The sequence below is a fragment of the Enterococcus sp. DIV0756 genome (assembly GCF_051710745.1).
Taxonomy (GTDB): Bacteria; Bacillota; Bacilli; order Lactobacillales; family Enterococcaceae; genus Enterococcus_A.
Genome location: NZ_JBIOLF010000001.1, coordinates 1,981,301 through 2,001,928, shown reverse-complemented (window position 1 = coordinate 2,001,928; position 20,628 = coordinate 1,981,301). Strand labels below are relative to the sequence as shown.

At 43.8% G+C, this 20,628-nt stretch carries 21 protein-coding genes; 17 read left to right on the top strand and 4 right to left on the bottom strand.

Annotated elements, in window-relative coordinates; all coding sequences use genetic code 11:
• Positions 1 to 74: 74 nt before the first annotated feature.
• Positions 75 to 1,991 (bottom strand): homing endonuclease associated repeat-containing protein, encoded by a 1,917-nt coding sequence (locus IGI44_RS09675; RefSeq protein WP_438787532.1) that lies wholly within the window; start codon positions 1,989 to 1,991, stop codon positions 75 to 77.
• Between the two features lie 716 nt (positions 1,992 to 2,707).
• Between IGI44_RS09675 and IGI44_RS09670 the strand changes: the two genes are divergently transcribed.
• The 12 genes from IGI44_RS09670 to IGI44_RS09615 all read left to right on the top strand — a co-directional run bounded on the left by IGI44_RS09670 (position 2,708) and on the right by IGI44_RS09615 (position 14,316).
• A complete protein-coding gene (locus tag IGI44_RS09670; protein WP_438787531.1) occupies positions 2,708 to 3,430 on the top strand; it encodes a LytR/AlgR family response regulator transcription factor in 723 nt (240 codons plus the stop codon).
• A gap of 3 nt (positions 3,431 to 3,433) precedes the next feature.
• A complete protein-coding gene (locus tag IGI44_RS09665) occupies positions 3,434 to 4,726 on the top strand; it encodes a sensor histidine kinase (RefSeq protein WP_438787530.1) in 1,293 nt (430 codons plus the stop codon).
• Between the two features lie 108 nt (positions 4,727 to 4,834).
• Complete coding sequence (locus IGI44_RS09660; RefSeq protein ID WP_438787529.1) at positions 4,835 to 8,860, top strand: hypothetical protein; 4,026 nt, start codon at positions 4,835 to 4,837, stop codon at positions 8,858 to 8,860.
• Positions 8,861 to 8,886: 26 nt separating this feature from the next.
• Positions 8,887 to 9,324 (top strand): tRNA (uracil-5-)-methyltransferase, encoded by a 438-nt coding sequence (locus IGI44_RS09655; protein WP_438787528.1) that lies wholly within the window; start codon positions 8,887 to 8,889, stop codon positions 9,322 to 9,324.
• A 14-nt stretch (positions 9,325 to 9,338) separates the two neighbouring features.
• The gene (locus tag IGI44_RS09650; RefSeq protein ID WP_438787527.1) at positions 9,339 to 9,821 is read left to right on the top strand and encodes a hypothetical protein; all 483 of its coding nucleotides are present in this window, start codon (positions 9,339 to 9,341) and stop codon (positions 9,819 to 9,821) included.
• Positions 9,822 to 9,833: 12 nt separating this feature from the next.
• Positions 9,834 to 10,277: a hypothetical protein gene (locus IGI44_RS09645; protein WP_438787526.1), complete on the top strand. Its 444-nt coding sequence runs from the start codon at positions 9,834 to 9,836 to the stop codon at positions 10,275 to 10,277.
• Positions 10,278 to 10,289: 12 nt separating this feature from the next.
• Positions 10,290 to 10,784: an FIVAR domain-containing protein gene (locus IGI44_RS09640; RefSeq protein WP_438787525.1), complete on the top strand. Its 495-nt coding sequence runs from the start codon at positions 10,290 to 10,292 to the stop codon at positions 10,782 to 10,784.
• 168 nt (positions 10,785 to 10,952) lie between these two features.
• Positions 10,953 to 11,180, top strand: a complete 228-nt coding sequence (locus IGI44_RS09635; RefSeq protein WP_438787524.1) for a hypothetical protein — start codon at positions 10,953 to 10,955, stop codon at positions 11,178 to 11,180.
• A gap of 348 nt (positions 11,181 to 11,528) precedes the next feature.
• A complete protein-coding gene (locus tag IGI44_RS09630; protein ID WP_438787523.1) occupies positions 11,529 to 11,912 on the top strand; it encodes a hypothetical protein in 384 nt (127 codons plus the stop codon).
• 52 nt (positions 11,913 to 11,964) lie between these two features.
• The gene (locus IGI44_RS09625; RefSeq protein WP_438787522.1) at positions 11,965 to 12,642 is read left to right on the top strand and encodes a DUF2922 domain-containing protein; all 678 of its coding nucleotides are present in this window, start codon (positions 11,965 to 11,967) and stop codon (positions 12,640 to 12,642) included.
• Positions 12,643 to 12,824: 182 nt separating this feature from the next.
• Complete coding sequence (locus tag IGI44_RS09620; protein WP_438787521.1) at positions 12,825 to 13,607, top strand: hypothetical protein; 783 nt, start codon at positions 12,825 to 12,827, stop codon at positions 13,605 to 13,607.
• A 208-nt stretch (positions 13,608 to 13,815) separates the two neighbouring features.
• Entirely contained in the window at positions 13,816 to 14,316 is a 501-nt protein-coding gene (locus tag IGI44_RS09615; RefSeq protein WP_438787520.1) for a flavodoxin family protein, read from the top strand.
• A gap of 45 nt (positions 14,317 to 14,361) precedes the next feature.
• On the opposite strand, the gene IGI44_RS09610 is transcribed toward IGI44_RS09615, so the two are convergent.
• Complete coding sequence (locus IGI44_RS09610) at positions 14,362 to 15,168, bottom strand: Cof-type HAD-IIB family hydrolase (RefSeq protein ID WP_438787519.1); 807 nt, start codon at positions 15,166 to 15,168, stop codon at positions 14,362 to 14,364.
• A 181-nt stretch (positions 15,169 to 15,349) separates the two neighbouring features.
• On the opposite strand from IGI44_RS09610, the gene IGI44_RS09605 reads away from it, so the two are divergent.
• Together IGI44_RS09605 and IGI44_RS09600 are read left to right on the top strand one after the other, a co-directional pair.
• On the top strand, positions 15,350 to 16,552 hold the full coding sequence (locus IGI44_RS09605; RefSeq protein WP_438787518.1) for a multidrug efflux MFS transporter: 1,203 nt from the start codon (positions 15,350 to 15,352) through the stop codon (positions 16,550 to 16,552).
• A 233-nt stretch (positions 16,553 to 16,785) separates the two neighbouring features.
• On the top strand, positions 16,786 to 17,379 hold the full coding sequence (locus IGI44_RS09600) for a hypothetical protein (RefSeq protein ID WP_438787517.1): 594 nt from the start codon (positions 16,786 to 16,788) through the stop codon (positions 17,377 to 17,379).
• Positions 17,380 to 17,555: 176 nt separating this feature from the next.
• On the opposite strand, the gene IGI44_RS09595 is transcribed toward IGI44_RS09600, so the two are convergent.
• Positions 17,556 to 18,350 carry a hypothetical protein gene (locus IGI44_RS09595; protein ID WP_438787516.1) on the bottom strand — a complete coding sequence of 265 codons (795 nt, stop codon included), beginning with the start codon at positions 18,348 to 18,350 and terminating at the stop codon, positions 17,556 to 17,558.
• Positions 18,351 to 18,411: 61 nt separating this feature from the next.
• Here IGI44_RS09595 and IGI44_RS09590 point away from each other — a divergent pair, with 61 nt between their 5' ends.
• The 3 genes from IGI44_RS09590 to IGI44_RS09580 all read left to right on the top strand — a co-directional run bounded on the left by IGI44_RS09590 (position 18,412) and on the right by IGI44_RS09580 (position 19,942).
• Entirely contained in the window at positions 18,412 to 19,212 is an 801-nt protein-coding gene (locus IGI44_RS09590; RefSeq protein WP_438787515.1) for a hypothetical protein, read from the top strand.
• A gap of 184 nt (positions 19,213 to 19,396) precedes the next feature.
• A complete protein-coding gene (locus tag IGI44_RS09585) occupies positions 19,397 to 19,597 on the top strand; it encodes a helix-turn-helix transcriptional regulator (RefSeq protein WP_438787514.1) in 201 nt (66 codons plus the stop codon).
• Between the two features lie 3 nt (positions 19,598 to 19,600).
• Positions 19,601 to 19,942, top strand: a complete 342-nt coding sequence (locus IGI44_RS09580; protein WP_438787513.1) for a hypothetical protein — start codon at positions 19,601 to 19,603, stop codon at positions 19,940 to 19,942.
• 399 nt (positions 19,943 to 20,341) lie between these two features.
• Here the strand turns inward: IGI44_RS09580 and IGI44_RS09575 are convergent, their stop codons facing one another.
• Positions 20,342 to 20,521, bottom strand: a complete 180-nt coding sequence (locus IGI44_RS09575; protein ID WP_438787512.1) for a YjzD family protein — start codon at positions 20,519 to 20,521, stop codon at positions 20,342 to 20,344.
• Positions 20,522 to 20,628: the final 107 nt, after the last annotated feature.

The window sequence follows — 20,628 nt, the reverse complement described above, 5'->3', positions numbered from 1 at the left end:
TGTTTCTGATGGGCGTAATCAGGTGAAAGAACGCCTCTTAGCATTCGTAGCGAATTGGCAAGAAATCAGTCTGGTTAGTCTTCTTGAAGGCGATCTTTGTATTTTTCTAGAATAGGCGCAAAATATTTTTCTTCGGCCGCTTTGCGGGCGGCTACGGCATCTGCAAAATTTTCGAAACTTCCGAGATAGTGATAGTTTCCCTTCACACGAATTTGCGCGCAGTATTTCTTTCCCTGCGTATTCAAGACAACACCACAAACACCGGTCTTGCTAGCCTTCGTGGCTTTTCCTTGAAGGGCTGTCAGGCGTGTGTCTTCTACTAAATATTTTTTTAAATGGGGCATCTCTTTATACAAACAGCCACAGCTAGAAATCTGCTTAGAAGTCAATCGGCCTCTTGGAACATTGTTTTTGGAATTGCCACAATCGCATTGACAGTTCCAAGAGGTTCCTCCACGATACATTTCCCCCTGTGAGACCACAAGTAAGCGTCCAAAACGTTTGCCGACTAAACTTTCAGTTGAAACGGTTCGACGAACAGGTGCTTCATAGCCAAGTGATTGCACGAACGCTTCATAGGAGCCAAACAATTTATTGATTTCCCCTCGGTGTCCAAATTCATAGTATTTTGGGACGCGGCCAGTTGTTTCCACCGCTGATCGGAGTCTTTTTTCTAATTCTTCTTTTGACAGGAATTCTATGTTAGGTTTGTAGCCTTGACCGCGTACGAAGGCGGTGTAGGAGCCGAACAGTTGGGTGACGTGATAGCGATAGCCGAATTCTCTCGTCGTTGGGATGCGGCCATTTTCTTCTACAAAATTGTTCAGTTTCTTCTTTAAAAATGCGGAAGTAATAGTTTTTTTCGGTCTGGAGCGTTGCTTTTTCTTTGGAGGAACATAGCCATTGGCGTTTAAAAACTCCGTATAAGTACAATAGAAGCGTCGGATAGGATAGGCATAACCAAATTCCTTCAATGTTGGGAGGCGATCATGCTTATCTACAAAGGCTTCAAGTTTTTGATCCAACTCCCTTCGTGTGATGCCACCGTGATTAGAATACCCTTGGCTAATAAGAAAGGCGCTATAAGAACCGAAATATTTTTTTATCGGCTTCTCATGGCCCATTTCTTTAGAGGTAGGGGTTCGATCGTAATCCCTCACAAATCTGGCCAATTTATTGATTAAAAACGTCTTCGTTACTAAATGTTTCTTCTTAGCTTGTCGACCTTTTTTGGGCGGTTGTTTACGTTTTACAGGTTCATACCCATTTGCCAGAAGAAATAGATTGAAGTTTCCATATAAGCTTTTGATTTGATTATATTGCCCGAATTCATCTTGATTCGGGACGCGGTTATTTGTTGAAACAAAGTCATGGAGCTTTTTAACTAGTTCTTCTTTTGGCAGTGGTTTGTTTCTGCCGCGGAAGTTTGGTTGAAAGCCCTCGCTAAGGACAAATTGGTTATACGTGCCGAAATATTTGTTAACCATGTGTAAATAACCAAATTCCTTTGAAAATGGGATACGACCATGTTCTTTGACGAATGCGTGCAGCCTTTCGATTAGATCCTCTTTTGTGAGCTTTTTTGGTTTGATCTTTTTAGGTGGTTTCTTTTTGCTATTTGGCTTCGCTCTTGGGACGCGCTCCAACGAAGGATCGTACAAGGCACCGTAGCCGTGGGCGTTGAGAAAGTCAAAGTAGGAATCATAGTAGTCGTTGATAGCATACCGATACCCAAATTCACTGGCTTTTGGCGCGCGTTGATGGGTGGTCACAAAAGCATCCAGCTTCTCAGCTAATTCGATTTTCATATAGTGTTCAATGACTGTTGCTTTGCTAAGTCCTTGACTTTCGAGGAAATTCGTATAGCTGCCAAACAGATTTCTTATAGCAGTTTGATGACCGAATTCTTTTGCCGTTGGGGCTCGATGATGTTGCTCGACAAATGTCGTTAGTTTTTTTACAAAAAATTTTTTCGTGAGTCTTTTAGCCATAAAATCTTCCTCTCTTTTCCCCACTCTTTCTTCTGAAAAGAAAAAACAGCGGGATCTTTTTCAAGAAAAAGATAGCATAAACAGCCTCGTGTAACGTCCTCAATTTTTTTTGAAATCTTAATAGAAAAAAATCCATTTTATAAAAAAATTTGCCAAAAATCCCTAGTTCATAGGCGAAAATCGGTCAAAAGAAAGAAGGCGGATTTTTTTATCATTTTTTTATCGTGAAAAAAGAGTTCTTGCAATTTCCTTTCTTAAACGAACATTCAACCAGCGCGTCTGACGGATCAATAAGGTAAGTAAAAACCCATAAAAACTATACATTTGTAAAGAAAAAGGGAAAAAGGCTTTACTTATGGAAAGTTTCGTCGCGTTTTTGTTCTTTATTGTGCTTATTAGTAGGAAAATTTTATAAAGAAAAAGATGTATCTACTGTCGGTTAACTAAAGAGCAAACCGCACAAGCTTAAAATAACAGATTTCTTCGATAGAGATAGAAATACTGAGAAAGTTGCCAAAGAAGCACTTATTTTTAAACGAATAATTCTCACGGGGATTCTCCGTTATTTAAACAGTTTTCGACAGTTGAATGACAGATTTCTACATTTTAGCCACAGTCAACCGATAATATGATTTAATTAAAGTAAGATATTTAGTTATTAACTGGATGTTAAGTTGAAATAAACAAATGATAAAAAAAGGAAGAATAACATAACTATGATAAAAATAGCTATCTGTGAAGACAAGTTAAGCGACATGGCTTTCCTTCAAGAGAGCCTACATAAATTGCTGACAGAAAGACAGCTTTCCTATACATTGACGAGCTTTACTTCTGGTAAAGATATGCTTGAAGCCTTAGAGGAGGAGCGATTTGCGATCTCGTTTATTGATATTTATTTGGATGAGATCAATGGAATCCTACTAGCTAAGCGGATTCGTAGCGAGAACCGCAATGCGGCGATTATTTTTACGACATCCAGTTCACAGCATATGGCAGAAGGGTTCCAGATCGGTGTCTTGCACTATCTATTAAAACCGTTTACCGTCGAAGCGGTCGAAGAAGCACTTGATCGTGGGTTACGAATGGCTGAAATCAGTGAGCAATCCATCGAGTTGACGATCAATCGAAAAAAAGAACAGCTTCTCCATCGTGAGATTCATTACGTAGAATCGCAAAATCGCTGTTGCATCCTCCATACGGACCTTGGTGAGAAAAGTGTGTATCTGCGGTTGGATGTGTTAGAGGAGCAATTAGCTGATCCGCGGTTTTTACGCTGTCACCGCAGCTTTCTCGTTAATATGGATCAGATAATCGGGATCGAAAAGCGTGAATTTATCCTGGCTGATCAGCAACGTATCCCGATGAATCGGGAACAGGCGAAACAGCTTCAGCAACAGTATGCTCGTTATAAGATCAAGAAAGTCAGAGAGGGGGAGTAGAACATGCGAGAAGCCTTGAATGCTGCGATGTGTATCTTTCTGATGGATATTCCTTGGTTCGTCCTGTGCTGCGTTCCCTTTATGCCGATGCGCAAGATTGAACGCAAAACGATGGCTTGGCGGATCTTTCTCGTCAGTCTTGCCTGTTTTTTGATCGTCTTTAGTGTCACATTGCTGAAGGAAGGAAATCCGCTTCAGCTGCTGAATCAGGTACGGATCGTGATGCACGGGTTGATGATCCTTGTATTTTTCCGCAGCTTCGATGTAGGCTGGTGGAAAATTTTATATATTTTCTTCTTTGAGCAAGGAGTGGCTTCTGAGGTCAATTTATTAGCATATCTGAGTACTACTCAAGTGTTTCACCAAGATTCTTCGCTAACTGAAAGCCTATGGCTACCTCTGAATGTCTGGCTGATCTTATTGCTGGTCTATCCAGTCCTTTGGTGGTTCTTTCGCGGGCCGATGCGCCAAGCGATGCAGCTATTATCTGAAACTCAGATTCGCAGCCTGTGCTCAGTGCCCTTCTTCTTTTGTATTCTCTGTACACTCTATGGCATTTACTCGAAATCGATTGGCTTCACTGCGTTTCACAATGCCTTATTCAGTCTCTTTTTCAGCTTAGTCGGCGTCGCTGCCTATGTTGTCACGCTGTCAACAACCGTGAATATTGTTAAAAGCACTCGCTTAGAGCTGTCCATGATGGAAATGGAGCAGCAGTTAGAACGGCAAAGTCAGCGTTTTGATCAGCTGAAGCTGTCAATCGAACAGGCTCGCAGCTCGCGGCATGATCTGCGGCATCATATCGCCGTGATCGAACGCTATACCGAGGATGGCGACTTAAAAGGGCTGCAAGCCTATCTAAAGGAGTACCTTTCCTATTTGCCAAAGGAAAACGAACAGCCCTATTGTCAGAATTTCGCGATTGATGTGCTGGCGCATAATTATTTGTCCCAAGCCAAGGAAGCAGGAGCAGAACTGGATATCAAGATTGGCCTGCCGCAGCGTTTGACCATCCCTGATTCTCAGCTGTGTATTGTTTTTGGGAATATTTTTGAGAACGCGTTGAATGCCTGTAAGAGGCAGAAAACGGGGAAACGTTTCATTCGCGTCCGCTGTGTCACGGAGGACAATCAGCTGGTTCTGGCGGTCGATAATTCGACAGAGCCTTTGCAGCGGATCGAGGCGGGGATTGGGCTAAGTTCTGTCAAGGCGGTTGTTGAAAAGTACAACGGCACACTGGAATATCAGGAGCGGGATGGGATTTTCCAAACGTCTGTGATGATGTTCATTCCGTGAGTTTACGAGGAGAAAAAAACGAAGAATCATTCATTTTGTGAATATCGATCCATGGTACTTATTTTTTAGAAATTGCGTCAATCCATAGGAAAGGGAGGAGAGAGGAGAATGAAGAGAGGCTACAGGAGACTCACGCTAGGCTTTACCTTGTTACTAATTGGAAGTGTCGTATTTTCCAGTGGGGCGGCAGTCATCGCGGAGACGACGATCGAACCGCAAGAAACAGGCCAACTAAGAAAAGCCCCAGAAGAAACACTACCCGATGCGCCAAGGACCTACGCAAATACTTACGAAACTAGCGCTGCAACAAGTGAAGAAGTAGACAAGGACGAGGAAGGCCATTCACAGCCAGCAGAAACAGGGGAAGAAATACAGCCACCAGAAACACCAAGCACGCAGGAGGCAGAAGCAGCACAAGCAGACGAACAACCCATAGAAAAAGCAAACGAACCGCCCGAAGAAGAAAAGCAAGAAATCCAGCAGCAAAGCTTAGGAACCGGTGATTTTACGGTAGTAGGCGGAACGCTGGGTCAAGAGTATACCTATGCAGATCATGTACTAACCTTCCAAAGCAGCGGGAACTTCAGCGTATCAGGAACCACAACAGACGATCGCATCGTTATCGCGGCTTCAGGAGTTGTACTGACATTAAACGGGGTGAAGATAGATGTCTCAGCAAATAATCGTCAAGCAGCGTTAAGGATTGACCCCAACGCAACGGCTACGATTGATTTGGTGGGAGAAAACGAGTTAAAGAGTGGTAGCAATTGTGCAGGGTTGCAAAATGATAATTCAACGGAAGATTCTCTTGTGATTACTAGTGGCACAGGAAGTATTGAAGGTTATGCCGGAAGTTTGGTTGCAACTGGCGGCAATGGGGGCTCAGGAATCGGCGGCGGCAGTGGTACGGTTACAATAAGCGGCGGCACAATTGCAGCAACAGGTGGCATTTTTGGCTCAGGAATCGGCGGTGGCTTTAGTGGTAGTGGTACAGTTACGATAATCGGCGGCACAATTACAGCAACTGGCGGCAATGGGGGCTCAGGAATCGGCGGCGGTCAGAGTGGAAGAGGTACGGTTACGATAAATGGCGGTACAGTCACAGCAAAAGGAGGAACGAATAGCTCAGGCATAGGAGTAGGTTCTTATAGCAGCACTTCAGGAAAAGCCACCATCACAAATGGCACAGTCAAAGCGTTAGATCGTTCGGGCAATCCAGACAGTATAGAACCTCGCCCTGTAAATGATAAAGATGCTAACGTTGCATTATGTAATCTCATTCCTGCTCAACCCAATGAGAACGTGACGATTGATGGTGTGGATGCCAAAATAGCGGGTCCACATGAAGGAGATAACAAGTACTATTTCTATCTGACGAAAGACAACCATAAAGTTACTGTTTCGAGCGATAATCAAGAGAAGACCTATTTTGTTCGATGGGATGATAACAATAATCGGTTTGTTTTATGTGATTTAGTTTTGGACCACGTGACAGATGTCACCTATTCCAATAATGTACTCATTCTCGGCGGCGATAACCAAACCTATACCGTCACCATGCGTGAGGGGATCACAGAGACAACCGTGGATCGAATCAAGATAATTGGACAAAAGGTTACTGTAAAGTTGAATAATGTGAAGATCGATGTCTCAGAGAATAATTATCAAGCAGCGTTGCTGATTGACTCCAATGCAACGGCTACGATTGATTTGGTGGGAGAAAATGAATTAAAGAGTGGTCTGAATTGTGCAGGTTTACAAAATTATAATGTAACAGAAGATTCTCTTGTGATTACCAGTGGTACAGGAAGTTTTGAAGGTTATGCAGGAAGTTTGGTAGCAACTGGCGGAGATTATGGTTCAGGCATCGGCGGCCACACTCACTGGATCGGCGTAGTCACGCTAAGCGGTGGCGCAGTCACAGCAATCGGCGGAAATAAAGCCTCAGGCATCGGTGGCGGTGATAACGAAAAAGGTATAGTTACGCTAAGCGGTGGCGCAGTCACAGCAATTGGCGGAGATAGAGGCTCAGGAATTGGTGGCGGTCAGAGTAGAAGTGGCATGGTCACGATAAACGGAGGAACAGTCACAGCAACCAGTGGGACGAATGCTACAGGCATAGGAGACGGCGCTAATAGCAGCACTTCAGGCAAAGTCACCATCACCAATGGCACAGTCAAAGCGTTAGATCATTCGGGCAATCCGGACATTATAGACCCTCGCCCTGTAAATGATAAAGGCGTTAACGTTGCATTATGTAATCTTATTCCTGCTCAACTCAATGAGAAAATTACGATTGATGGTGTGGAGGCTAAAATAGCAGGTCCTCACGAAGGGGATGATAAGTACTATTTCTATCTGACAAAAGAAACTCATAAAATCATAGTGGATAAAAGTGGTCAGCAGAACCATTATCTGGTGTTGTGGAACGAAGATGAAGAAAAATTCTATTTATGGGAATCAGACTTAGTAGTGGATGATTTTACAGATGTCACCTATTCCAATAACGAACTCATTCTTGGAGGCGATAACCAAACCTATACCGTCACCATGCGTGAGGAGATCACAGAGACAACCGTGGATCGAATCAAGGTAACCGGAGAAAGTGTTACTGTAAAATTAAATGGCGTGAAAATCAACGTGTCAGCAAATTATGGTCAAGCAGCGTTAAGGATTGACTCCAATGCAACAGCTACGATTGATTTGGTGGGAGAAAATGAGCTAAAGAGTGGTTATAGTTGCGCAGGGTTGCAAAATCATAATGAAGCAGAAGATTCTCTTGTGATTATCAGTGGCATAGGAAGTTTTAAAGGTTATGTAGGGAGTTTGGTTGCAACTGGCGGAATGTATGGGTCAGGAATCGGTGGTGGCTATTATGGTAGTGGTACGGTTACGGTAAATGGCGGCACAGTCACAGCAACCGGGGGAGCAAATGGCTCCGGGATCGGCGGCGGCACTTTTGGAAGTGGTACGGTTACGATAAGCGGCGGCACAATTACAGCAACAGGCGTTGATGGTGGCTCAGGGATCGGCGGCAGTGTCGGAAATGGTACGGTTACGATAAGCGGCGGCACAGTCACAGCAACCGGAGGAGCAAATGGCTCAGGGATCGGCGGCAGTGTCGGAAATGGTACGGTTACGATAAGCGGCGGCACAGTCACAGCAACCGGAGGAGCAAGTGGCTCAGGGATCGGCGGCGGCAGTGGCGGCAGTGGCGCGGTCACGGTAAACGGAGGAGCAGTCACAGCAACCGGAGGAGCAAGTGGCTCAGGGATCGGCGGCGGCAGTGGCGGCAGTGGCACGGTCACGTTAAATGGTGGTACAGTCACAGCAATCGGTGGCAAAGCAGGTCCAGGCATCGGCGGTGGCAGCAAAGAAAGTAGCACGGTCACAATAAACGGTGGGACAATCACAGCAATCAGCGGAGAGGATAGTTCAGGCATAGGAACTGGCGGCAGCACTCCAGGCATAGTCACCATCACCAACGGCACGGTCAAAGCGTTAGATCATTCAGGCAATCCTGACAGCATCAATCCACGTCCGAATAATGCGGCGGGTGAGGGATTGGCACTTTACCAAGCGGACGCCTCTGCTTATGTTGAAGGAGCGCCGCTAAAGGTTGGGACGACAGATCGGAAAATCGCTGGGAAACATAAGGATGATGACCAGTTCTATTTTTACCTGCCTGAAGAAAAACATGTAGTAACAGTGGGTGAGAAGGAAGCCTTTATCGAATGGAAAGACGATCGTTTTGCGCCAGCGGCGACCTATAGCTTAGTCATTCCGGCTACGGTCACACTTAGCGATGAAGACAAGCAGGGAACCGTCAAGCTGACGAATAAATTTCATGGTGTACCTGGTTATCAGAAACAGGTCACGGCTCGCTTATCCGACACCAATGAGATGAGTGACGATAAGCTGATTCTGAAAAACCAAGCGGCGCAAGGGAAACAGGCGCATTCGCTGATTACCTATTCGGCCATTACATTGGTGTCCAGCTTGAAAGAGAAAGAAACAAATGTACGCTTTGGTGTGCCGACTGGTATAGCAGAGAATAACCCGCTTCAAGCAGGAAGCTATAAGGGACGGCTGATTTTTGAAACGACCCTGACGACTGAGGAGGTGACACCGTGAAGAAGAAGTCACTGATCGTAAGTATTTTGCTAGTGGTATTTCTAGTAGGCGGCTTTTTGATCTACCAGAGTCGTCAATCTGATGACAAGCTACTGGCGGAGGTGGAATCGGCAGAAGACTGGAAGGGCGAACGCGCCGTCTCGCGGGAGCCTTCTCCGACCATTGAGATTCCGGGATTCGACAGCATTCCTTTGAAGGCGGAGGCAACGAAGCAACAGGTTAATTTTCACAACCCTAAGAAGAATACCTGCTACTTCAAGCTCTCGCTTTGGCAAGATGCGGAAACCAAGCTTTGGGAATCCAAGCTGCTGGAGCCGGGGAAAGCCATCTATGAACTGACACTGGATCAACCATTAGCCGCAGGCACCTATGATCAGGCAATGTTGAAATATGAATGCTTCAGCTTGAAGGACCAAGAACCGCTGAATGGTTCTGAGATACGATTAAGCTTAGCGGTCCAATAAAGGAGGAAATGACCATGAAAAAAAGAATGATCGGAACCGTACTGTTGAGTTTGTTGGCGCTAGGCGTTGCCGGAACGGTTCAGGCGGAAGAAACAAACGTCGAGTATGAAGTAAAAAATAGTTATACCCTTAAGATTCCAGCTTCCATTGATTTGCAACAGACACAGGAGATCGAATTGGGGACGAGCGAGCACAATATCGAACCTTCGAAGAAGTTAAGTCTCACGCTTAGTATGACGAATCCTTCGATCGATGATTCAGGAACGATTACCTTGACACGGCAAAAAGACCCCGGTAGCCCACATACGTTGACTACGCAGCTAATGAAAGATGGAGGAACACCACTTAAAAAGGGTGATCTGTTACTCAAAGCGACAGGGACGAATGAAACAGGCAGCTTAGCAACCTTTAAATTTGAGGATTTGGTTGGTGAAAAGAAAGCTGGGCAATATAAAACGACCATCACCTTTGTTGCTGAAATTGCAACGGGTATATAGGAGGGCTCTCAAATGAAAAAAAGCTATCTACTTTTATGCGCATTGTTTCTTCTGCCGGTTTCCGCGTTGGCTGAGGAAAAAAACACCGTAATTACCACAACGATCCCTTCGACCTATAGCCTGACGATCCCTGCGAATCAAGCGGTGACGGTGAACATGGAGAAGACGGCGTTACCTGATTTGAAAGTCTCAGGGGACTTGGCACCGAATCAGCAGGTGAAGGTATCCGCGAGAATTGAAGCGATGAAAAATAAGGATAACCCACAGGCACCAGCATTACCTTTCTCCTTGACAGACACAGCTGGAAATAGCTGGTCGACTGAGAGCTGGAATGCAGAAGAAGCCGCAGAGCAAAAAGCGGCAAAAGTATACCTGAACATTGAAAAAGCCGCATGGACACAGGCGAAGCCAGGTAGGTATGAAGGGAAGATCGTCTTCACGTCAGCGATTGAATAGGAGGAAGCAGCGATGAAAAAGCTATTGTGCGCGCTTCTTTGCTTCGGCTTTATCGGCTTGCCGCTCCACAGCTTTGCTGCTGATGAGCAAACAACGACGGTGCATACGACGATCAACGCACCAAAGGCCTCTGAGCTGGAGGAGCTGATCAAGCAGGAAAAGGAACAGCAGCGAGACAAGAATGCCTACACGGAAGAAAGCTGGAAGGCGTATCAAGAAGCCTTGCAGGCAGCCGAAGAGGCGTTAAAAAACACCCCCTATGATGAAGCGAAGATCAATGCAGCACTGACGAAGCTTCAGCAAGCAATCAAGGGGCTAAGGTCTAAACAAGGAACGGGAACGAGCCCCTCAGGTACAAGCCCTAATAGGACGGTAGCCACCAGTTCGGCGAAGAGCTATCCACGGTCAGGAATGGCAGCGGGAGTTGGATTGTCAGGGATCGGACTGTTCTTGGTGACAGGCGCTCTCATTACTTGGAAAAAGAAGCGCTCCAACGAAGATAAATAAAAAGGAAAGCCGTGAACGAGGACGTTTGCGGTTTTTTCATACGACAGAACACGATGGGGGATGTCGGAGAGTCCGTGTTTCCGGCGCACTTCTGTTATACTAGGAATAATCAATCCTGCAAATGATCGGATAATTTTCTTATGCAGATGAGAGGAGAGGTGGAGGAACATGGAAGAAACCGTATTCTTTAACTTAGGCAATGCGATCGCCGCAAAGCGTGACCCGAAAGAACTGATAAAAGAGGCTCAGATCGTCAAGGACAACCGTGATCCACTAGGAAAGCTGGTGATCGTAGAGGGCGAAGGAAACGAGTCGCTGATCCTATTTGATCTAGCGGATCAAGAGGAGCCTTCAGAAACAACGGAATCCTTTAAAGTAAAAAAGATCATTGAATAGCCAGCACGCCTTCGTTTACTAGACGAAGGGGTGTTTTTTTAGGTTTTACTCGAAAAAACACATTATTTTTTTGTTATTTGAGAGTCGAAAAATGGTCAAGGGGTGGTTAGGAATGGTCAAATAACGGGATTTTTTTGCGAAATTTTATTTATTTTTGACGAAGTATAATTATTTTTTAAAAAATATAAAGAAATTGATATTGCAGTTTTTGAGAAAATGGACTATGTTTTCCTCAAGGACGGACAGGGTATGTTTCGGGTTTCTGGTTAGTGAGTGGGTATCACTAGGTCGTAGTGTGGTTTAGTAAATAAGGAGTTTGTAACATTAGATGAAAAAGGAGATCAATCAATGAAAGAGTATGGATTAAGTGAAACACAGTTATTCACTTTAACACGGAAAAATTTAGAAAAGCGCATCAATCAGTATTACCGCGAAACGAATGATGGCGCTGGTGCGATCGAATGCTTGATCGCGCTTCAAGTACGCGAAGAGGTGTCGGAGGCAGATTTCGCTTTTGTGCTGGCAGACCTCGTACGTCACATTTTTATGCGGGCACGCTCGAATAGCGTGTTGCGACTTTATTATTTGTTCTTTGCGGAGTATTTCGAGAAAAAGGAATGGCGTTTATTGGAAATGAAACTATTTCCTGCAAAGACCTATGTGGTAGAAAAGCTAAAGGGATTGTTTACACAATTTATCAAAGAACCGTTGGCCGGATTGGTCGGATCATGACAGTAGCTGATGGGGAACAAAAGGAGAAACGGATCTAGGAAGGAATGAGAAGATGCAAAGTACGTATACATTAGCCGCAGAATTCGGCAAAAGCGATGGCAAATCCCATCGTATACGGATTAAAGATTTTGATAGAAAGAAATCAGCAGATGAAATCAAAACCTCTTTAACAAAATTGACCAAGCTGCAGATTTTTGAAAAAAATGGCGTTGGATTGTTTCAAGAACTTCGCCGCGCCAAAGTCATCCAAAGAACCGAAACACAACTTTTTGATGACAAAAAAGACGGGAAGAAAAAAGCACAGGTGCCAACTGCTGAAGTAGCCCCAGTGGAAGTACCCGAAACACAGAGCAAACAGGTGAGCACACCTGATACTCATAGAGAAATGCAAGAAACCATCCGAGTGCCAGAGGATTTGACGATTACCGAAGAATGGCCGCAGCCTAACTGTCTCATTCAGACGATCGAACTGCCAAAGGGGTACCATTCGTGGGATTTGAATGAGAACCAAGCGTTCCTGTTGATTAACGCTTGTTTTCCGGCGGGCGTTGAATTGGTTAATATTGAGGCGGAAGATCAGTCAGAGCCAGCGAAATTAATTGTCACAGGTAAACGAATGAGCGAAGTACCGAAGGAAGCAACGATTGCCGCAGTGAATAAGGAATCGCCGCCAACACCGACTAAGAAAAAACGAAAACGGTTACTTGGCCGAATTCGCAAACGAGCGTAATTTAGTCCGCTTTGTCTCATCGAAAAAGCCAACGTTGGTATGAGACGGGACAATGTTTAACCATGCTCTTGTAAGTTTTCGCGCGTTTTATGGAAAGAAATAATCTGGTGTGCTGAGACATATCATTCGACGCGCTCTCACTTTTTTAATAAGCTAAAGAAAAAAGATTTGAGGGAGAAGCGATGATAAAAGTAGCAGTGGAAATCGATCAGCAGACAACCAGCATTCATTTTGATGAGCAAGGACTCATGGTCATCCATCGTGAGTTAACCAAGCTGCCAAGCTTGCCAAAGGATCAATTGATTCTGTACTTCCAGGGCCGGGAAGCGCAGGCGGTGGATTATGGTCAAGCATTTGATAAAAAAGTCCTGAAAAAAGCGGATAGTCTGGTGACGATCAGTGTTCCGTGGGATGTGGAAGGACGTGACCTAGCTCAGCAAATGCTGGAGGCTTGGCAAAAAAACGCGCTGAAAACGACGGGCTTGTTTGAGGAGCACAAAATTGCGGCGAATCATTACCCCGTTGTCGCGAAGTACCAAGAGCTGCTCTTTACGCTTTTGACGACCTTTGGCTATGAGAACCAAAAAATCAAAGCCAAACCAGCGAAGGCCCAGCATCGCTGGAGCAAAAAAGTCAGCGAGATTCCCTTTTACATTGATTACAATGGGGCAAAAGGTGAAGTCATTTGGCAGAAGCGCAACGAGATGCGATTATTAGCTGGAGCGACCTTAACACAGGAGATGCCCTTAAACAAAGATGGGTCGATTGGCTTCAGTGCGCGCTTAACCGAAAAACTAAGAGCTGATTATGCCGACAAAATTTCAGAGGGGAAAACCACAGAGGATATTATCCTAAAGAGCGTCAATGAAGTCGGCATTTTTCTTTATTATGCGGGAACGAATGGCTGGCTCGTGCTGAAGGATAAAAATGGAAAAACGATTGATGATTATACAGTTGTAAAATAGCTGAAAATTCAAGCTGTTCTGAAGAAGGGGTTGGTTCTTTTAGAATCAATTCCTTTTTTGTGGAGTAAGAGATACCTTTTGTTAAGAAAAAGTGGTCGATACTTTCTATTTGTAAAGAAAATTCGTTTTTTGCTTTACACTAGTTCTTATTGAATTTCTGATTGATAAAGAGGTATTATCAATAAAAAGAGAAAAGGGAGCGGTTCGTGTGAAGTTAGCGATTATTTATTATAGCGAGACCGGACAAACAAAGGAGCTGGCGGAGGTCATCGCTGAAGGGATGCGCAAAGTTGGGAGTGAGGTCAGACTGTTTTCAGTTGATGAACCGCTTGATGAAGCCTATTTGTCAGCCTGCGATGGGGTAGTATTTGGGACACCCACCCATATGGCGACGTGTGCGTGGCGAATGAACCAATGGCTGATAGAAGAGAGAGCCTCGATTCCACTGGCTGGAAAATTGGGCGGCTGTTTCGCGACGGCCCACTATGCACAGGGCGGCAGTGATAGCGCGATTCTATCAATATTGGGAATGCTTTTAGTGAAGGGAATGCTGGTATATTCTGGCGGCTCCGCTCACGGTCAGCCTTTCATCCATCATGGACCGGTAGCGTTGGATGCGGTGGGGAACCACTATGAGGATGCCAAGGAGATGTTTGCGATTTTTGGTCAACGCTTCGCGGAGAAAGCGATCGAATTATTTGAAAAATAAAAAAGCTGGGGCAGCGAAATCAAACGGATTTCTTGCCTCAGCTTTTTATAGATCGAGGTATTTAATTAAGTAATCGGCCATACCATCTTCGGTATTAGGTTTTTCTGTGATGTCATCCGCGACAGCTTTTAATTGATCGGTCCCGTTAGCCATTGAAACACCCCAGCCAGCAAATTTTAACATATCCACATCGTTGTGTTCGTCACCGAATGCGAGGATGTCTTCTTGCTTCATGTTGAGGCTGCTAATCACACGCTTCAATCCATGGGCTTTTTGAATCCCCTTAGCGACGACTTCTAAAATGGGGTTTGGTCCGCCCCACGTATTGACCTCAACTTCGTGCCCAAATTGCTGTTTCAACTCTTCAGAAACACTGCCAACGTTTTCTGGTTGACTGCGTAATAAGACGGAGGTTGGGTTTGTTTGCAACGTATTGATTGTCAATAGATTTTCATCCGTAGCAAAATCACTAGCAAAGAAATGCTGATCGAAGAAGGTCAAATCATCGATGAAGAAGGTGTCGCGATTTTCAGCGGCAATAAAGTCCAATTTTAAATTTTTCTTTTCGGTCATCACATCGAAGACGATCTTCCGATTAACAGAAGTTTCCTCTTCGTCCGCCCATTTTTTTCCTGGCAGGTGAACCAGGGCGCCGTTAAAATTAATCATCGGCGTCGTCAGTTGTAACTCATGATAAAAGTTTTTACTCATACGGTACGGGCGACCGGTTGCGATCACCACAGTGTGACCATCTTCCATCGCGCGACGCAGAGTTTTCGCTGTTTTATCCGTAATTTTAGAATCTTGATTTAGCGTTGTTCCATCTAAATCAATGGCGATCAATTTTTTCATAAAAACTCCCACTTTCAATTTGTTTCAGTCTAGCACATCCATTAGAAAACGCAACCGTAGCGCTTAAAAAAGCGAAAATTATTAGAAAAATTTCAAAGTTGGCAAGTGTATAAAAAAGTTTTTTCGCCCGGATTCTGCTATAGTATATAGATAGAATAAGGGAAGAAAGGGGATTCAAAAGATGGAAATCAATTGGCGGCGAAATCTCTTGATTTCATGGATTGGTTGTTTTTTCACTGGTGCCAGTTTCAGCTTGGTGATGCCCTTTTTGCCGGTTTATATTGAACAATTAAGAACACCAAACAGTCAGGTGGAATTGTTTTCTGGCTTAGCGATTTCTGTTACAGCTTTTGCCGCAGCATTAGTTGCTCCGATTTGGGGGAATCTAGCAGATCGAAAAGGTCGACGGCTCATGATGATTCGCGCTGCAGCAGGGATGACAATTACGATGGGCTCACTTGCTTTTGTACCGAATGTCTATTGGCTATTAATTATGCGTCTTATGACTGGGGTTCTGTCTGGTTATATGCCAAACGCTACCGCATTGATTGCTTCGCAAGTGCCGCGTCAAAGAAGTGGTTGGGCACTTGGGACGCTTGCGACAGGCGGGGTTGCTGGAAATTTAATTGGCCCATTAATCGGTGGGATGTTGGCCCAATGGTTTGGTTTGAGAAATGTCTTCATTATTACTGGAATTATTTTACTGATTTGTACCTTCCTAACCATTTTTTTCGTGAAGGAAAACTTCGAACCGATCGAGAAGAAAGATGTCATCAGTATGACAGAACTGCGAAAACGAATTCATTATATGCCGATTTTGATTGGTCTCTTTATCAGTTCTCTGATCCTTCAGGTTGGTGTAACAAGTATTAGTCCGATTTTGACCTTGTATATTCGTGATTTAAGCGGCTCTAGCAGCAATGCCCTGATTATCAGTGGATTTATCGTCTCCATTGCGGGTGTCTCAGCGATTGCGTCTTCGCCAACGCTTGGAAAAATTGGCGATAAGATTGGGAATCATAAAGTTCTACTAGCCGGCTTGGTATTATCGCTGTTTTGTTTTATTCCGATGGCTTTTGTCAAAACACCGTTTCAACTGGGAGTATTGAGATTTTTCTTAGGCTTCTCAACAGGCGCTTTGATGCCATCCATCAATACGCTTATTAGTAAAATCAGTCCGCCCGAGGGCGTTAGTCGGATCTTTAGTTATAATCAAATGTTTACCAATTTAGGACAGGTGATTGGCCCGATGTTGGGGTCCACCGTTGCCCATGCGATGGGCTATCCAGCGGTATTCCTCGTTACTAGCGCGTGTGTCTTCGGAAACATCATTTTAAGCGTGTTTAACTTTCGAAAGTTATTATTAACGAAGACGAAGATTTAGCAGAATGGAAAGAAAATAAGCATGCAAGCAGGATTTTCCCTAAGGAGAATTCTGCTTTTTTGCGTCAGGGTTCGTTGCGATTAATGAGCTTGCATAGTAAATAGTCGGACGTTTAACTTAATTAACAAAAAATATAGATGTTGGGCTGTACTGACAGGACAGATAAGGCATAATTTAACTGAAGAGAGAATCAGAATGCTGCGCGGGTGTTAGGGAAACAGGGAGGGGTCCCCATGGTAAATGAAGAAACGATAATCCAAGAATTGAAGAAGTGTTACTATCGAGAGGATGAAGAAGAGACAACTGAAAAAGAGCGGTTTTTAAGGGAAGTGATTGTTGCGCAGGTGGCAGACTTGTTTGGTGAAGAGGAGGAGATTTTTTGGTGTGGTCATGAAAAGAATCTCAATATCTGGGCAGCCACGCCGGTTAAGAGCCCAGCCTCGTTGAAGTTGTTTGAGTTGTTTGGGCCCAGTGACGCAAGATTTATTTTCTTGACGGAGAAGCAGGCTGTTTATATTCATATTATGCGGTTGCTAGAGGAAGCTCACCTGAGTTGTTATGAGGCTGCGGCTATTCATTCGATTCTGTGTGGGTATTATTGGACGCGAAAAAGAGGAGAGCCTAGCAGTAGAGCGGTTCGGATTATCGCAGAGGAACAAAGTGATTTTCATGCTTCGGTCACTCTTTCAGACGCTAGCTATCACGAACTTGTTGGAAAAATCCAGACAAGGTCTGCGAGCCCGCTTACTGAAAAGGTTATTCTCTTGGACGATTCGGATAGTATCAAAAGATATTACTCACGGTCCATTCGCAGAAAAAGCAGCTAGATGCGTTGGGAAATATCCTTCGTTTTAGTTGAAAGGCTGTCAGGTTTTGATAGCCTTTTTTGTCTTGGTCGCATAAAATTAATGAAAAACGATGTTCAACGTGAATGAACATGAATTGACCACATCTAAAGAGGCTGGACTGATTGACAGGAACAGCTGGCAACTGTTTCGAGAGATCAGCGAATACGATAATAGTTCGTCCCTACTTTTTTTAACTGAACAGGACATTTTGGTGCTTCCAGAATGCTTAGCCAATGTTTCAGGTCTTTTGTAGTTATCGCCAGAGTATCGGCTAATTTTTCTTCATAAATGACTTCGCCAATCTCGTAGCTTTGCAGTAAGCCAATCAAGTGTTTAAAGGAAGGATCAGGTGTTTGCTTTGCTGCTGAAAATTGAATTGTTTGAAGTTGAAAGCCGGATTTTTTTAAACAAGCAACCAGCTTTTGATTGTCTTCTTCATATAAAGGCAAATCAGCTTTCGAAAAGGCGGCTACTCGTTCTAAAAAGCTGTCGCTGCATTGGTTTTTTAAACCGCGACTGAGAAAAAGGTTATAATAGCGTTTAGGGAAATGCAGTCCTTTGTCTACACTGGTTAAAATCAAGTCAACTCCGCGATCCAATGTATGGATGCCCGACTGGATCTGTTGCGCAATTTTAGGAGAGACACCTAAGTGCTGGGCAAAATGAGTGGCGCCTAAGGCTAGCTCTTCACCTGTTTTTTCGGAAACTAACAGGAATTGATATTTGAGCTCACGTCCGCAGCGGCAAAAGAGCTTGTTTTCTTCACCATGAGGGTAAGCTGGATTTTCTTTGAAATCAACGAAGCGCCATTCTTCAGCCATTAGGAAATTTTCAGTTAAAAAGAGTGATTGCATACGATATTTTTTGAATCGTTGCAACGTCTCCTGCTGGATAGGCGTTAATTTGTCCCAAAGTTCTCGTCTTTTTTCGCTAGTTAAGTCGCGCGTCACCAGAATCCCCACCTTTGATGATAGGGTAGCGTGAAATAAATCAATTGTAAAGGAAGTTTTTATGTCATATAAACGTGTGAAAATGGTGGGCGCCAATTGTCCAAGTTGTCAGAAAAAGCTAGAGATTTTACTGAAAGATCCTTCTCAGGAAGTGCTGTGCGTGTGCTTTCGTTGTCGAGAAATCTATCTCTTTGATGGTCAAGCGATCCAGCGAATGCCTGCTGGAAAAGCAGCAACGAAGCAAGAGAAAAACGGGTTGGCTGGCCTTGTTCAAGCCTTGCCAGAAAAAGATCACTATAAAGGGCGGGGAAGTCAATTACGTCAACAGGCGTTTGGCTATCAACGAAGCTGGTTGAGCTTAGCTGAGTATGAACGGCAATTTGGTGAGGAAATCGGCTTTAATCAATGCGATCTACGTGATGATACTGCAAGCTGTAAATGGTGTGGTCAGATTTTGCCCAAGGGACGGCGTTCTTTTTGTAAGGACAGTTGCTCGCGTAATTATTCAAAAGCCACCTTTACTAAACGGCATATGGCTAGTTTGCCTTACCGAATCGCTTGTCGGGATCGTTTCTTTTGCCAAATCAGCGGAGCGGATCTAGCCCAATACAATCGTCATGGAATACGAATTCCTGCTAGTAATGGGGATATGGCCATCCACCACCTAGTTTACGTCTCGCAAAATGGAACGGATTACGAACAGAATTTGTTAACCGTTTCTAGTGAAATCCATCGCGCCTATCATGCCGGAGATGCAAAAACGGTCGCACGTGTCCATGAGATACGTGATCAGCGGCTAGAAAAATTTGCTGGGAGAATGCAGTTTGCCTCTTCAGAAAAGCAGGATCGCGGAGACGAATAGCTAATCGTACGTAAACTAGCATTGCTGGATTATTTCATCCGTACTTCAATCCTTTTGACTGTTTTAGATTCCTTATTTAAGAACAGTCAAAGGGATTTTTTTGTTTTACCTTATTGACATAATGTAAACAACCCGTTACTATAGATGTAACGAAGTAGTTACATTATGAAATGAGGTAGATACTTTGATAAAGAATCGAATCAAAGTTTTAAGAGCAGAGCGGGATTGGACGCAAGCCGATCTGGCAGAAAAAGCGGGGATTTCAAGACAGGCGGTTATTTCGATTGAGAAATACAAGTATACGCCGTCATTGGAATTGGCATTTGATATCGCTAGGGCATTTGAAGTAGATATTAATGAGGTTTTTAAGAAAGAGGAGGAGTAATTTATGGTAGCAGAGGTGCTGGGGAGAATAGTTACATTAATCTACGCATGCAGTATGGTCGTATTCATTATTTTGGGAGAAAGTTTTAGTAAGTCAAAAACAAAAAAATACAAGAATGATGAAAGATGGAAATTGGTTAAAACGAAAGCAAATACGATTGTTCTAACGTATTATAGTGCTATTTCTTTTGGCGTAACAGTATTGTATACAATAAATATTTTTATACCTAAAAGATACTTGCCGACCCTGTCATTCGAAAATTTTGTAACGGTGGCCCTTTATGTAGCATTGCTAAGGTATGCAGTGGAGTATTTGGCCTTACGGCATTTCGATAGAGTTATCTAAATAGATCGGGACACGTTTGATTACAAAGATTGAAGAATGCGGATTTGTAACAGTAGAATGAATGTAAGAAATAAGAGAAAGTTAGGGTGAGCTTGATGGGGAGAGGCATACTTAAATTGTCGGAATTCTGGATAGCGTGTTTAAACTTCGCAATAGTATTTATATTTGTATTTCGCACGAATCGTGATGGATGGACATGGTTGTGTTCTTGGCTCTTTTTTGTAAATTTTATTCTGTGGATGTACAAGGCCAAGAAAAGATATAATTTAAAAAAGAGTATCATCGCTAATGGTAAAACGGGTAATGTGCTTGAATAGCCAATTTGAAGTTTAACGGGCTACTTTGTTTCCAACTATGAAAATAGCAAAAAACCAGTTACAATGAAGTAACTGGTTTTGTTTATGCTTTGGCTTTTTTGGGTGAAACAAAACGCGCAGCAATAAGTGCGATAACTCCAACAATTAGAGAAATAATCGTAGATAATTCGAAGTTATAAGAACCACTTTGCAAGGCACCGCCTAGATAACAAACGGCTTGTCCGATTGCGAAAGCCCAAAATAATGTTACTAGATATTTCATCAAGAGCACCTCTTTTCGCAAGTTTATTTAGGTTCAGTGTAGCATTTTTTTTGAAAATGTAAAGAAAAGACCTATGAAAATAAGCGGAAAATCTGAATAGAAAATCA

What these genes read in the sequence shown, in the direction of transcription:
- IGI44_RS09580 (WP_438787513.1), top strand. Translation starts at nt 19,601, where the DNA reads ATGGTAGCAGAGGTGCTGGGGAGAATAGTTACATTAATCTACGCATGC.
- IGI44_RS09600 (WP_438787517.1), top strand. Translation starts at nt 16,786, where the DNA reads ATGGTAAATGAAGAAACGATAATCCAAGAATTGAAGAAGTGTTACTAT.
- IGI44_RS09660 (WP_438787529.1), top strand. Translation starts at nt 4,835, where the DNA reads ATGAAGAGAGGCTACAGGAGACTCACGCTAGGCTTTACCTTGTTACTA.
- IGI44_RS09605 (WP_438787518.1), top strand. Translation starts at nt 15,350, where the DNA reads ATGGAAATCAATTGGCGGCGAAATCTCTTGATTTCATGGATTGGTTGT.
- IGI44_RS09610 (WP_438787519.1), bottom strand. Translation starts at nt 15,168, where the DNA reads ATGAAAAAATTGATCGCCATTGATTTAGATGGAACAACGCTAAATCAA.
- IGI44_RS09590 (WP_438787515.1), top strand. Translation starts at nt 18,412, where the DNA reads ATGTCATATAAACGTGTGAAAATGGTGGGCGCCAATTGTCCAAGTTGT.
- IGI44_RS09675 (WP_438787532.1), bottom strand. Translation starts at nt 1,991, where the DNA reads ATGGCTAAAAGACTCACGAAAAAATTTTTTGTAAAAAAACTAACGACA.
- IGI44_RS09650 (WP_438787527.1), top strand. Translation starts at nt 9,339, where the DNA reads ATGAAAAAAAGAATGATCGGAACCGTACTGTTGAGTTTGTTGGCGCTA.
- IGI44_RS09625 (WP_438787522.1), top strand. Translation starts at nt 11,965, where the DNA reads ATGCAAAGTACGTATACATTAGCCGCAGAATTCGGCAAAAGCGATGGC.
- IGI44_RS09640 (WP_438787525.1), top strand. Translation starts at nt 10,290, where the DNA reads ATGAAAAAGCTATTGTGCGCGCTTCTTTGCTTCGGCTTTATCGGCTTG.
- IGI44_RS09630 (WP_438787523.1), top strand. Translation starts at nt 11,529, where the DNA reads ATGAAAGAGTATGGATTAAGTGAAACACAGTTATTCACTTTAACACGG.
- IGI44_RS09635 (WP_438787524.1), top strand. Translation starts at nt 10,953, where the DNA reads ATGGAAGAAACCGTATTCTTTAACTTAGGCAATGCGATCGCCGCAAAG.
- IGI44_RS09665 (WP_438787530.1), top strand. Translation starts at nt 3,434, where the DNA reads ATGCGAGAAGCCTTGAATGCTGCGATGTGTATCTTTCTGATGGATATT.
- IGI44_RS09670 (WP_438787531.1), top strand. Translation starts at nt 2,708, where the DNA reads ATGATAAAAATAGCTATCTGTGAAGACAAGTTAAGCGACATGGCTTTC.
- IGI44_RS09620 (WP_438787521.1), top strand. Translation starts at nt 12,825, where the DNA reads ATGATAAAAGTAGCAGTGGAAATCGATCAGCAGACAACCAGCATTCAT.
- IGI44_RS09645 (WP_438787526.1), top strand. Translation starts at nt 9,834, where the DNA reads ATGAAAAAAAGCTATCTACTTTTATGCGCATTGTTTCTTCTGCCGGTT.
- IGI44_RS09575 (WP_438787512.1), bottom strand. Translation starts at nt 20,521, where the DNA reads ATGAAATATCTAGTAACATTATTTTGGGCTTTCGCAATCGGACAAGCC.